Source organism: Pseudomonas sp. Leaf129 (genome assembly GCF_001423465.1).
Classification (GTDB): domain Bacteria; phylum Pseudomonadota; class Gammaproteobacteria; order Pseudomonadales; family Pseudomonadaceae; genus Aquipseudomonas; species Aquipseudomonas coleopterorum.
Genome location: NZ_LMOC01000007.1, coordinates 123,955 through 136,522 on the forward strand (window position 1 = coordinate 123,955; position 12,568 = coordinate 136,522).

Below are 12,568 nucleotides of genomic sequence, written 5' to 3' on the forward strand. Positions count from 1 at the left end.
AGGGTGCCCCGATGACTGGTTCGATGGACAGGGTTCGCGCTTTGTACGGTGCCTCTGTATCATATTGACATTACACTCTGACAGGTTCCGAAAGCAGCGGCCCAGAGCCGACTGAGGGAACATTGCGCACCGCCCGTCGTGCACGCAGACGCTGTGCTAGAGTCATTCGATATCGATAACAGGCTGTGCCGATTGCATCGAACCAAAGGGAATGGGGGCTTCCCGATGCGATCAGGTGTGCCACGCTGGGGCTGTATGCGCTATTTGCTTATCCTGATCATGGCCTTGCTGCCCATGCTGGCGTGTGCAGTCGACTTCGACGAGACCACGCGCAGCCTTGCGCTCGGCCGCTCGATGCAGGTCTACGAAGACGTGGCCGGCGATGCGACCATCGAGCAGATCACCCGCGACCTGGCCCCGGCCTTCCGTCAGCACCATGCCGACGTGCTCAATGCGGGCTATTCGGAGTCGGTGTTCTGGCTGCGTATCGATCTGCGCTATGTGCCGCGTGTCGACAGGTCGCCACACAGCTGGCTGCTGGAGCTGGCGTATCCGCCGATGGATCACCTGGAACTGTACCTGCCCGATGCCGCCGGCCAGTACCACCTGGTGCAGCGAACCGGCGATGCGTTGCCGTACGACAGCCGCCAGATCAAGCAGAACAACTACCTGTTCGAAGTGCCTTTCCAGCCCGATGAAGCCAAGACGGTGTACCTGCGCCTGCACAGCCAGGGCTCGGTCCAGGCGCCGGTAAGCCTTTGGTCGGCCAATGCCTACCTGGAGGCGCAGCCTTCACGGCTGTACGTGCTCGGGCTGATCTACGGCGTGCTGCTGGGCATGCTGGTGTACAACCTGTTCATCTTCCTCAGCGTGCGCGACCGCAGCTATCTCTACTACATCGTCTATATCGCCTCATTCGGGCTTTACCAGGTGTCGGTGAACGGCGCCGGGGTCGAGTATTTCTGGCCGAACAACCCGTGGTGGGCCAACGCCGCCACGCCGTTCTTCATCGGCGCGGCCGGGTTCTTCGGCTGCCTGTTCTCGCGCAGTTTTCTGCAGACCGCCCGCCACAGTCGTTGGATGGATCGGCTGCTGGTCGGCCTCATGGTGTACGGCGCCGTGGTCATGGCGCTGTCGCTGTCGACCAGCTACGCCCTGGCGTTGCGTCTGGCCACGGCGCTGGCGTTGTGTTTCACCGTCGTGATCTTCACCGCCGGTATCGTCGCCTGGTTGCGCGGCATGCGCCTGGCGCGCTATTTCATCATTGCCTGGAGCGCGTTCCTGCTGGGCGGCATCGTCAACACCCTCATGGTGTTGGGTTACCTGCCCAATGTGTTCATCACCATGTACGCCAGCCAGCTTGGCTCGGCGCTGGAGGTCGGCCTGCTGTCGCTGGCGCTGGCCGACCGCATCAACGTGCTGCGCGACCAGCAGGCACAGACGCTCAAGGAAGCCGGGCTCAAGCTTGAACTGGCGAACCAGGAGCTGGCGGCGAGCAACCGCTTGAAGGATGAGTTCCTGGCTACTGTCACCCACGAACTGCGCACGCCGATGAATGGCGTGATCGGCTCGCTGGAACTGATGCAGACCGTACCCATGGGGCCGGAGCTGGCCCAGTATCAACACACTGCGGCAGGCTCGGCGCGGGACATGATGCGCATGGTCGACGACATTCTGATTCTGACCGAACTGCAGGCCGGGCGGCTCTATCCGCGCAACGAGCCGTTCAGCCTGCAGGCGTTGCTCGACAGCATGCAGATGCAGTTCAGCCGCCAAGCCCATGCCAAGGGGCTGGCGTTCACCGTCGAGCGCGCAGCGGGGTTGCCCGATCGTCTGCGGGGAGACGTCAAGAAGCTCGCGCTGTGCCTGGCCTGCCTGATCGACAACGGCATCAAGTTCACTCGCGAAGGCAGCGTCAACGTGCGGGTCAGCGGCGGCGAGCCGCAGGACGATCACCTGCAGGTCGTCTTCAAGGTCAGCGACAGCGGCATCGGCTTCACGCATCGTGACGAAGAGACGCTCTATCAGCGCTTCTACCAACTCGATGGTTCCATGACCCGCGAATACGGCGGGCTGGGCATCGGTCTGGCAATCTGTCGGCAATTGGCCGAGCTGGTGGGTGGTCAACTTCATCACCAGTCCGAGCCCGGACGCGGCAGCTGTTTCGAATTCAGCGTGCGTCTGGGGGTGGTCGAAGCCCATCCGGGCCGTGCCTTGAGCACCAGTGCCGGTGCCTTCGGTACCCAGCGCGCCGCCCACGAATGCACCGTGTTGCTGGTGGACGACAACAGCGTCGACCAGTTGGTCGTTCGCGGCATGCTGCTCAAACTCGGCTATCGGGTACGGACCGCCGAGGATGGTTCGGGTGCGCTCGCCCTGCTGGCGCGCGAGCGATTCGATGCGGTGCTGATGGAATGCAGCCTGCCGACCCAGAGCGCCCTGCAGACCACCCGCATGCTGCGCAGCTTGCCAGGTTGCGAGCGGCTGCCGGTACTGGCGATCATCGATGTCGGCCAGCAGGGGCAGCGCGAGCGGTGCCTGGAGGCAGGTGTGTCGGTGTGTCTGGCGCGTCCGGTGCGCTTCGAAGAACTGCAGGCGCTGTTGCATGGCTGCGTCCTCGCTCAGCCCAAGCCCCTCTCGCCGCTGGCTGCGGACGCTCCGCCCGGAGCAGCCCCGGCATAATCCGGGACGCGTCACGGGGGTGCCTTTCGTAGGCATTGCAGGCAAGATGCAAGACTGCCAGATCAGCCAGGACATGCCCCATGAGTAATGCCCCAGACTTCGTAGTTGTAGAAACCGCCGAACAAGCCGTGGATCGGCTGGCGGAGCTGCACGAACGGGCCACCCGCGCCCTGAGCCAGGCACTCAAGCGCTACCTCAAGGATCGCAGCGAGCCGGATGCGGCCGAACGTGACCTGTTCCGCTACCCCGAACTGCGCCTGACCTACGCCTACAACGGCGAATTGCCGGCCATCACCCGCGCCTACGCCAAGGTCAACCTGCCCGGTGTCTATTCGGTGACCGTGACCCAGCCTGCGGCCTTCCGCGGCTATCTGCTGGACCAGCTGCGGCCCTTGATGCGCGACTTCGCGGTGACCATCGAAGTCGGTGTCAGCGAGCAGAACATCCCTTATCCCTACGTCGTCGACCAGGGCGACGAGCTGGCCGGCAGCGGTGTGACCGCCGCAGCGCTGGCGCGAGTGTTCCCCAGCACCGACCTGTCCGCCGCCACCGACGGTATTGCCGACGGCCTGTACGATTGGGCCACGGCCGATCCGCTGCCGCTGGCGCTGTTCGATGCCGCGCGGGTGGATTTCTCCCTGCGCCGTTTGATCCACTACACCGGCAGCGACTGGAAGCATGTGCAGCCCTGGATCCTGCTGACCAACTATCACCGCTACGTCGACCAGTTCGTCACCCACGGCCTGGAGCAGCTGCGCAACGACCCACGCTTCGTGCGTCTGGTGATGCCGGGCAACGTGATCATCGAAAAGAGCATGGACAACGGTGAGGCCCAGGCGCTGGTGGCCAGCGTGGTCTGGCACCGCTACCAGATGCCGGCCTACCACCTGATCGCCGAGGACGGCGATGGCGTGACCCTGGTGAACATCGGCGTCGGCCCGTCGAATGCCAAGAACATCACCGACCACCTGGCCGTGCTGCGCCCGCATTGCTGGTTGATGATCGGCCACTGCGGTGGCCTGCGTCAGTCGCAGACCATCGGCGACTACGTGCTGGCCCACGCCTACATGCGCCAGGACGGGATTCTCGATCGGGTCCTGCCGCCCAACATCCCCATCCCGGCCCTGGCCGAAGTGCAGCTGGCCTTGCAGGAAGCGGCGGCGCAAGTCACCGGCGAGCGCGGCGACGACCTCAAGAAGCGCCTGCGCACCGGCACCGTACTGACCTACGACGACCGCAACTGGGAACTGCGCTGGGCCCAGGAGCGGCCGCTGATCAACCTGTCGCGCGCCGTGGCCGTGGATATGGAAAGCGGCACCATCGCCGCCCAGGGCTATCGCCTGCGGGTGCCCTACGGCACCTTGCTGTGCGTGTCCGACAAGCCGCTGCACAGCGAGATCAAGCTGCCGGGATCGGCCAACGCGTTCTACAATCGCGCGGTCAGCCAGCACCTGAACATCGGCATCGCTGCCTTGAACCTGCTGCGCAGCCAGCTCAATTCGCTGCACTCGCGTAAGCTGCGCAGCTTCGACGAGCCGCCGTTCCGCTGACAGGTTTGCCGTGGCGGGCAAGGGCCTCTAGCATGAGCGCTCTTGCCCGCACGAAAGCCTTTTGTCATGCCTTTGCCTCCTCGCTCCAAGCAACGTTCCGCCGCCGGTAAACGCCGCGTGGCCAAGGCGCCACCTGCCCAACCTCGGTTGGTGCTGTTCAACAAGCCGTTCGACGTGCTGACCCAGTTCAGCGACGGTGAGGGGCGCGCGACCTTGAAGGATTTCATCGACATCGCCGGGATCTACCCGGCCGGCCGTCTGGACCGCGACAGCGAAGGGCTGTTGTTGCTGACCAACGATGGGCAACTGCAGGCACGCATCGCCGACCCGAAGCACAAGCTGGCCAAGACCTATTGGGTGCAGGTCGAAGGCGTGCCCGACGAGGCGCAATTGCAGCGTTTGCGCAGCGGGGTGGAACTCAACGATGGCATGACCTTGCCCGCCGAGGCGCGATTGCTGGATGAGCCGGACCTGTGGCCGCGCGATCCGCCCGTTCGCTTTCGCAAGAGCGTGCCGACCCATTGGTTGGAGCTGGTGATCAAGGAAGGGCGCAACCGTCAGGTGCGGCGCATGACGGCGGCGGTGGGCCTGCCGACCCTGCGTCTGGTACGGGTGCGCATCGGCGACTGGAGCCTCGAGGGCCTGAGACAGGGCGAATGGCGCGAGGTGCCCGCCAGTCTGTAGCAAGCCCCGCCCCCTGTGGGAGCGGGCTCTGCCCGCGAGGATCTGCCCGCCTGCCTCAGGCCCTGCCCCCTGTGGGAGCGGGCTCTGCCCGCGAAGATCTACCCGCCTGCCTCAGGCCTCAGCCTTGGCTACGCAGATGAGTCAACGGTAGTTCAGTGCTGGCCATGACCTGGTTGAGCACGAAGCTGGAACGCACGCTGGTCACTCCTTCGATCCGCGTCAGGTGGCCCAGCAGCAGCTTTTGATAGTGGTCCATGTCCGGCACCACCACTTTGAGCTGATAGTCCGCATCCATGCCGGTCACCAGGCTGCATTCGAGCACCTGCGGCAGTCCGCGAATGGCCGCTTCGAAGGTTTCGAAACGTTCCGGGGTGTGGCGGTCCATGCCGATCAGCACATAGGCGGTCAGGCTCAACCCCAGCTTCTTGCGGTCCAGCAGAGCGACCTGGCGGGAAATATAGCCGTCGTCTTCGAGCTGCTTGACGCGCCGAGAGCAGGGCGACGGCGAGAGACCAATGCGTTCGGCCAGTTCCTGGTTGGAAATGCGCGCGTCGCGCTGCAATTCAGCCAGGATGCTCAGATCATAGCGATCAAGTTTGCTCATCAAATCTGCCTTCGTGTTTTGCGTTGCGACAAATTATCCATCCGAAGGCAAAAATTGCGCAAGTGCTATGTAAATCAGCAATGTTCGCAATCGGCTGCTGCACCTGCGGCGCTATAGTTATCCACAGAATCACTGCCCGGACATGAGTCCACTGCGATCCGCTCAATCAGGCGGGTTGCGGCCACCGCCCCCACCGGGGTTGCGCTGGCCCCCGGGCTGCACACTGCCCAGAAGGCGGCGTGAGGTGAGCCGACGTCACAAGCGTCGAGCAGGGACAGAGTTCGAAAGAGGAGGCCGACGGGTCTCCTTTTTTTTCGCCTGCGAAACGGTAGTGAGTGTGGCGTTGTGGGTCAGTCATGAAGTGGCTGCTTGTGCCGATAACCTGTGCAGGTCCCTGACGGGATCTTCACAGAACCGCGTTCGGGTTTGTCAGTCTGATGATGAGTAGCTCACCTTATCTTGCGAGGAACAGCATGAAATCGCCCCTCTGGCGTCTTGCCGGTGTCGCTGCGCTCTGCCTGGCCGTAGGCGCGCCGGCGTATGCGGAAGGTCCGCAGGATCAGTTGCGCGGCAGCTCCAACGGCGGCCAGCGCGGGCCGGGCGGGGGCAACGCCGGGCCGGGTCAGCAACCCGGGGGTGGTCAGTATCGGCCGCAGCCCGGTGGCAATCAGGGCCAGTGGCAAGGGCGGCCTGTGCAGGGCAATCAGGGGCAGTGGCAAGGCCGGCCAGGCGGCAATCCGAACCAGTGGCAGGGCAACAGGCCGGAACAGGGTCGCCCAGAACAGGGTCGCCCGGAGCAGGGTCGTCCCGGAGGTGGACAACAGGACAATCGGCCGCCGATCATCGGCAAGCCTGACGAAGTGCGCCAGACTCAGGCGCCGTTGCGGGGCAGCTATCCGGACCTGCGTCGCGACAACGACCGGCGCTGGGAAGGCGGTCGTGATCGCTGGCCCGGTGAGCACGGTGGCGGTTGGGGCCCCGGCCCGCAGTATCGTCCGGGGCAGGTGATCGACCGTTTCCCCGGCCAGAATTATCGCGTGCCGTATCGAGGCCAGGATTATTACTACTCGGGTGGGTATTGGTACCGACCCCAGGGCCCGCAGTACGTGGTGATCGAGCCACCGCGCGGCGTTCGAGTGCGCGTGCTGCCCGATTACGCGCAGCGCATGTGGATCGGCAGTTCGGTGTTTTTCGTGGCGGCGGGGACGTACTACCAGTGGGTCGATAACACCCAGGAATATGTAGTGGTGAATCCGCCGGTGAGTGCCAGCATTCCACAGCCGGCGCCGACCTTGACCAGCTACGACGTCGCGGCGTATCCGGCCCAGGGCCAGAGTCCGCAGCAGATTGCCCAGGATCAATACGAGTGCAAGCGCTGGGCCGTGGAACAAAGCCGCTTCGACCCCGCCAGCGCCACCTATGCGCCATCGCCCGAAGTGGTCAGCGTGTATCGGCAAAGCCTCGCCAACTGCTTCGCGTCACGCGGCTACACGGTGAATTGATCGCGTACCGACGCAGCTTGCGCCGCAGCCACAAGGCACCGCGTTCTGCCTGACACACCGCATCCACCGCCGACGCGGCTCGCGCCGCTGCTACAAGGGGCGTGCGTTGACGGGGCGCCGCGATCCCCTGTAGCAGCGGCGCAAGCTGCGTCCGGGGGCACTGCGGTTTTGCAGGCTGCCCCCATCCCTCTCAAACGGGATCGGCGTGCACCAGAACTTCGGCGCGTGGGTACTGGCTTTCGATGGCCGCTTCCACGTCCTCGCAGATGCCGTGGGCTTCGGCCAGCGACAACTGCCCCGGCAACTCCAGATGCACCTGCACGAACCAATGGTTGCCTGACATGCGCGTGCGCAGGTCATGAGCACCGAGCACGCCTGGCACGTTGCACGCCAGCGCCAGCATTTGCTCGCTGACATCCAGCGGCAGCTCCTGGTCCATCAGGATCGCCGTGCTTTCGCGGGCGATGTGCACCGCACTCCACAGAATGTACAGCGCAATGCCCAGGCCAAAGAAGGCATCCAACTGCGGCCAGCCATAGCTGGCCAGGACCAGCGCCACCAGGATGCTGCCGTTAAGCAGCAGGTCCGAACGATAATGCAGCGAATCCGCGCGCACCGCCGTCGAACCGGTTTCGCGGATGACCTTGTATTGCAGGGCCAACAGCGCCACGGTCAGGGCCAGGGAAAGGATCATCACCGCGATGCCCACCCCCGCAGCCCCCAGCGGCTGGGGATCCTGCAACTGCTTCCACGCCTGATAACCGATCAGCACGGCGCTGGACCCGATGAACAACGCCTGGGCCATTCCCGCCAGGGCCTCGGCCTTGCCGTGCCCATAACGGTGATCATCATCGGCCGGGCGCAGCGCATAGTGCACCGCCAACAGATTGAGAAACGACGCCGCACCATCGAGCACCGAATCGGTCAGCCCCGCCAGCAGGCTCACCGAACCACTGAGCCACCAGGCCACGGCCTTCGCCACGATGAGAATGCTGGCCACCGCCAGCGACGCCCGCGTCGCGAGGCGAAGCAGGCGCGCATGTTCCTTGCTGGTTGGCATCGCAATCCTTAAGCGGCGGGTTTCAGACCATACATGGCCAGCTGTTCGACACTGCCCTTGTGCTGGATCAGGCGTGGATCGTCGAGCGGCAGGCTGCGGCCCAGTTCGGTTTCAAGAATGGCCTGCAGTTTGAGGTTGTCCACCTTGCCATCGCGGCCTACCGCTGGCTGCAGTTTTTCCGGCGAAATCTGCGCGGTCTTGCCGTCGTTGAGGTAGATCGCGCCCGTGGCGAAGTCCACACCGAAGGCGATCAACCCGGGAATCACATAGAACAGGATCCCGATGGCATCCAGCGCCGCCACGACCGGGTCGATACGGCCTTCGATCTGCCCGCGCCGATCGGGCCAGAACAAGGTGCCGCAAGCGGTCAACTGGGTCATCAGGGCAGCGGCAACGGCGCCGCCGATCAAACGTTGGGGAATACGCATGACAATCTCCGCAAAATAAGCTGCAACGATACAAGCAAATGGTCGAGCCGAGTAGATGGGGCGCAGGGTCCGACCATGCCAGCGCAGATCGATACCGGCTTCAAGAATGGCTGAGCTTCCAGCAGTCCAAGATCTGCAAGGGCTATATTGCGCTGTTGTACTCGACACTCGTCGGTCAATACCTGGACACTGCCAAGCCAAAGCTGGAGCGGCGATTATGCCTACCGCTCGACCTATCGTTCTCCATGGCTGGATCGGCCCGAACCTGTAAGGCAAGTCCTTGATGTTTGAACTCACCAGTTACCTGGGTCTTTTCTTGGCAGCGTTCGGTGCCGCCACGTTGCTGCCGATGCAGTCCGAGGCGGTGCTGGTTGGCATGTTGTTGTCCGATCGCTACGTCATTTCGACCCTGTTGACCGTCGCCATAGTCGGTAATGTACTGGGCTCTGTACTGAACTGGGTGCTGGGCCGCTGCGTTGAAAGATTCCGCCACAAGCGCTGGTTTCCAGTGAGCGAGGCAAAGCTCGCAAAGGCCCAGCAGTCCTATCTGCGCTACGGGCACTGGTCGTTGTTGCTGAGCTGGGTGCCGATCATTGGCGATCCGCTGACCGTCGTTGCCGGCGTCATGCGCGAGCCCTTCTGGCGCTTCCTGCTGATCGTCACCCTGGCCAAAGGCATGCGTTATCTGGTGCTGGCCGCCGTGGCGCTGGGGTGGACATGACGGCTGCGCATGGGGATCCGAGTACGCCCGTCGGCCTGCCGTAGCTTGTATAATTGCGGCACCACTGCCGGAGAGACCATGACCTCGTTGCCGATTGACGCCGCCTTGCCGGCTCTCCTCGAAGCCCTTCACGATCGCAATGAGGCCGTGCTGCAAGCGCCGCCCGGCGCCGGTAAAACCACACGTGTTCCGCTGGCGCTGCTGGATCAGCCGTGGCTGGCCGGGCAGACCATCGTCATGCTCGAACCCCGTCGACTGGCCGCTCGCGCAGCAGCAGAACGGATGGCAAAGGAGCTTGGCGAGGCGGTGGGCGAAACGGTCGGTTATCGAATCCGTCTCGAGAGCCGCGTTGGTCCCAGGACTCGAATCGAGGTGGTGACCGAAGGGATTCTTGCACGCAGGCTGCAGGACGATCCTTCGTTGGATGGCGTGGGCCTGATCATCTTCGACGAATTTCACCTGCGCAATCTGGACGCAGACCTGGCGCTGGCACTCGCCCTGAATGGCCGCGAGCTGTTCCGTGACGACTCGCCACTGAAGGTGCTGGTGATGTCCGCCACGCTGGACGGCGAGCGGATATCGGCCTTGCTCGACGGTGCGCCAATCGTCAGCAGCGAAGGCCGGATGTACCCGGTGGACGTGGTCTGGGGAAAGTCCACGCAGACCGGGGAGTATGTAGAGCCTCGCGTCGTCTCGACCTGCATTGAGGTGATCGAGGAACAGGAAGGCAGCGTACTGGTGTTCCTGCCAGGCCAGGCCGAGATTCGACGTGTGCATCGCGACCTGGAAGACTGGCTCGGCAGGCAACCACCTGATCACGCGTCACGGATCCTGCTTTGTCCGCTGTATGGCGAGCTGTCCCTGAGCGAACAGCGCACCGCCATCGAGCCTGCGCCGTCCGGGAAACGCAAAGTCGTACTGGCCACGAACCTGGCCGAAACCAGCATCACCATCGAAGGGGTGCGGATCGTCATCGATTCCGGCCTGGAGCGAGTGCCCCGTTTCGATCCGCGCAGCTCGATGACTCGCCTCGCCACGCAGCGCATTTCCAAAGCCAGTGCCACTCAACGCGCTGGCCGGGCAGGGCGGCTGGAACCTGGTGTCTGCTACCGGTTGTGGTCAGAAGCCCAGCATGAGCAACTCGCCAGCTTCAGCACTCCGGAAATCCAGCAAGCGGACCTCGCCGCGCTGGCGTTGCATCTGGCCCGTTGGGGAGTGACGCCCGATCAGTTGCACTGGCTGGATGCGCCACCGACGGCAGCGTTTTCCCAGGCCAGCGACTTGCTCTGTCGGCTGGGTGCTCTGGATGCCAAAGGCCTTCTCACAGCCCATGGCCAGGCCATGGCGCAGTTGCCTGCCCATCCGCGTATCGCCCATCTTCTGATCCGTGGGCACGAGCTCGGTCTGTCTCAGCATGCCTGTGACCTGGCGGCGCTATTGGGGGAGCGCGATATTCAGCGTGGAGGCGGTGCCGATGTGCATAGCCGAATGGCGATGCTGGCGGGGCCTCGTGTGCACCGCGATGCGCAACGGGCCAAGCAGTTGGCGAAGCAGTACCGTTCCTATCTGCAAGGACCCTCGCTGAATGCTGTCGCCGATGCGGATGACCCGAAATGGGTAGGGTGCCTGTTGGCGCTTGCCTACCCGGATCGTATCGCCCGGCAGCGGCGCCCCGGCGGGGCCGAATACCGGTTGAGCAACGGGCGCGCGGCGATGTTCGCCGATGTCGACGCACTCATGAAGCACGCCTGGCTGGTTATCGCCGATCTGGGCAGTCGCCAGGGCCAGCGCGAGGAGCGAATCTATCTGGCGGCGGATCTTGATCCGCAACTGTTCGAGAGCGTTCTGCAGGATCAGGTCCGCCTGGTGGATGAGCTGGATTGGGATGAGCGTGAGGGAGCATTGCGTGCCGAGCGCCAACGAAAAGTGGGCGAGCTGATCCTGAGCCGCGAATCCTTGCCAGGCCTGGACGCCGACGCTCGCGCCACGGCCCTGCTCGGGCTGGTGCGCCGCAAGGGCCTGGAACTGTTGCCCTGGACCCCGGAGCTGCGCCAGTGGCAGGCACGGGTCATGCTGTTGCGAGAAGTGGACGCCCAGAACCCTTGGCCGGACGTCAGCGACACCGCACTGTCGAAACAGCTGGAGCACTGGCTGCAGCCCTACCTGGGCAAGGTCACGCGCCTGAGCCATTTCGGCCAGCTCGACCTGTCCTCCATTCTGCGCAACAGCCTGCCATGGCCGCTGCCACACAAGCTCGATGAGCTGGCGCCGACCCACATCGCTGTGCCATCAGGCTCATCGGTACGCCTGGACTATAGCGAGCACCCGCCGATTCTGGCGGTGCGTTTACAGGAGCTGTTCGGCCTGGCCGAGACACCGCGCATTGCCAGTGGACGGCAAGCGGTGAAGTTGCACCTACTGTCGCCAGCGCGGCGACCGGTGCAGGTGACGCAGGATCTGGCGAGTTTCTGGGCCAATACCTATGAAGAGGTGAAGAAGGATTTGAAGGGGCGGTATCCCAAGCATTATTGGCCGGAGGATCCGTTGGTGGCGGAGGCTACTGCCCGCATCAAACCTCGCAAGTAAAACCCTGGCTAGAACAGCGCAATGTCGTGCGAGTGTTCTAGGCTCTGTATGTAGTGGTCAATTGATCCCGGATACTGAATTGAGCTTTTCCTCGGCAACGCCAGGCGCCAAGCCCTCGTTGAACTGATGCGGTCGCCGCCAGTTGTACCGCTCCATCAAAAACCGACTGATATTTTGCTGTGCCAGCACAGCGCTCACGTAGCCCACCGTCAGTATCCATTCAGTTTTCAGGCTGCAAAATAGCCGCTTCATAGACGCGTTGTCATGGCAGCAGTTGCCGCGCCGCCTCAACCAGCCCCAGCGAACGGGCCGCTTCAATGGACTGTAGGCCTGGTCAAGCACCAGGCACGCAGCCTCGCGCTTGAACTCAGGAGTAAAGATACAACGTTGCTTGGTTATTAGACACCTCTCCGTGGCGAGCATTCTCGCCTGAATGGGTGCTCGGTTTCGTTGGACCACCCCACTCTCCAGACCCTATGGCGAACTGTACTTCCAAGCTGAATCATGGAACAACGTCGAGGGCTATAGGGTAGACCTGAAGACCGTTCGTAGCTGGGGCGTACCACTGACCACACTCGATCAGTTCATTGCAAAAAATCGAGACAGGTTCGTCATTGGCTGAGGTCTTGCCCACCCAGACTGCGGGCTTCGTCTCCGGGCCTTGAGACGCGTTGGCAGACATCAAGCCGCACAGGCAGCCAGCAACAAATGCTGGCTGCTGCCTCCTCGCCAACCTACCATCGGCGCACGT

Annotated in this window: 9 protein-coding genes and 1 pseudogene; 6 read left to right on the plus strand and 4 right to left on the minus strand. The window is 63.4% G+C overall.

The window, feature by feature from the left end:
• Positions 1–255: 255 nt before the first annotated feature.
• The 3 genes from ASF66_RS12110 to ASF66_RS12120 all read left to right on the plus strand — a co-directional run bounded on the left by ASF66_RS12110 (position 256) and on the right by ASF66_RS12120 (position 4,916).
• Entirely contained in the window at positions 256–2,682 is a 2,427-nt protein-coding gene (locus tag ASF66_RS12110) for a hybrid sensor histidine kinase/response regulator (RefSeq protein WP_056844013.1), read from the plus strand.
• 80 nt (positions 2,683–2,762) lie between these two features.
• Entirely contained in the window at positions 2,763–4,232 is a 1,470-nt protein-coding gene (gene amn / locus ASF66_RS12115) for an AMP nucleosidase (RefSeq protein WP_049860862.1), read from the plus strand.
• 117 nt (positions 4,233–4,349) lie between these two features.
• Entirely contained in the window at positions 4,350–4,916 is a 567-nt protein-coding gene (locus ASF66_RS12120) for a pseudouridine synthase (RefSeq protein WP_162240087.1), read from the plus strand.
• 118 nt (positions 4,917–5,034) lie between these two features.
• Here ASF66_RS12120 and ASF66_RS12125 read toward each other — a convergent pair whose 3' ends face one another.
• Positions 5,035–5,520, minus strand: coding sequence for an Lrp/AsnC family transcriptional regulator (locus tag ASF66_RS12125; protein WP_049860864.1), 486 nt, complete (start codon positions 5,518–5,520; stop codon positions 5,035–5,037).
• A gap of 473 nt (positions 5,521–5,993) precedes the next feature.
• On the opposite strand from ASF66_RS12125, the gene ASF66_RS12130 reads away from it, so the two are divergent.
• Positions 5,994–7,022, plus strand: coding sequence for a DUF6515 family protein (locus ASF66_RS12130; RefSeq protein WP_056844015.1), 1,029 nt, complete (start codon positions 5,994–5,996; stop codon positions 7,020–7,022).
• Positions 7,023–7,212: 190 nt separating this feature from the next.
• Here the strand turns inward: ASF66_RS12130 and ASF66_RS12135 are convergent, their stop codons facing one another.
• Positions 7,213–8,082: a cation diffusion facilitator family transporter gene (locus tag ASF66_RS12135; protein ID WP_056844016.1), complete on the minus strand. Its 870-nt coding sequence runs from the start codon at positions 8,080–8,082 to the stop codon at positions 7,213–7,215.
• Between the two features lie 8 nt (positions 8,083–8,090).
• Positions 8,091–8,510 carry a hypothetical protein gene (locus ASF66_RS12140; protein ID WP_056844017.1) on the minus strand — a complete coding sequence of 140 codons (420 nt, stop codon included), beginning with the start codon at positions 8,508–8,510 and terminating at the stop codon, positions 8,091–8,093.
• 283 nt (positions 8,511–8,793) lie between these two features.
• On the opposite strand from ASF66_RS12140, the gene ASF66_RS12150 reads away from it, so the two are divergent.
• Both ASF66_RS12150 and hrpB read left to right on the plus strand, forming a co-directional pair.
• Positions 8,794–9,231, plus strand: a complete 438-nt coding sequence (locus tag ASF66_RS12150; protein ID WP_056844019.1) for a YqaA family protein — start codon at positions 8,794–8,796, stop codon at positions 9,229–9,231.
• A gap of 78 nt (positions 9,232–9,309) precedes the next feature.
• Positions 9,310–11,817 carry an ATP-dependent helicase HrpB gene (gene hrpB / locus ASF66_RS12155; protein ID WP_056844020.1) on the plus strand — a complete coding sequence of 836 codons (2,508 nt, stop codon included), beginning with the start codon at positions 9,310–9,312 and terminating at the stop codon, positions 11,815–11,817.
• A 57-nt stretch (positions 11,818–11,874) separates the two neighbouring features.
• On the opposite strand, the pseudogene ASF66_RS22935 reads toward hrpB, so the two are convergent.
• A pseudogene (locus ASF66_RS22935) lies at positions 11,875–12,108 on the minus strand (IS3 family transposase); the annotation flags it as partial.
• Positions 12,109–12,568: the final 460 nt, after the last annotated feature.

Excerpts from the sequence above, each read along its gene's own strand:
- ASF66_RS12110 (WP_056844013.1), top strand. The coding sequence starts at position 256 with ATGCGCTATTTGCTTATCCTGATCATGGCCTTGCTGCCCATGCTGGCG.
- amn (WP_049860862.1), top strand. The coding sequence starts at position 2,763 with ATGAGTAATGCCCCAGACTTCGTAGTTGTAGAAACCGCCGAACAAGCC.
- ASF66_RS12125 (WP_049860864.1), bottom strand. The coding sequence starts at position 5,520 with ATGAGCAAACTTGATCGCTATGATCTGAGCATCCTGGCTGAATTGCAG.
- ASF66_RS12130 (WP_056844015.1), top strand. The coding sequence starts at position 5,994 with ATGAAATCGCCCCTCTGGCGTCTTGCCGGTGTCGCTGCGCTCTGCCTG.
- ASF66_RS12135 (WP_056844016.1), bottom strand. The coding sequence starts at position 8,082 with ATGCCAACCAGCAAGGAACATGCGCGCCTGCTTCGCCTCGCGACGCGG.
- ASF66_RS12140 (WP_056844017.1), bottom strand. The coding sequence starts at position 8,510 with ATGCGTATTCCCCAACGTTTGATCGGCGGCGCCGTTGCCGCTGCCCTG.
- ASF66_RS12150 (WP_056844019.1), top strand. The coding sequence starts at position 8,794 with ATGTTTGAACTCACCAGTTACCTGGGTCTTTTCTTGGCAGCGTTCGGT.
- hrpB (WP_056844020.1), top strand. The coding sequence starts at position 9,310 with ATGACCTCGTTGCCGATTGACGCCGCCTTGCCGGCTCTCCTCGAAGCC.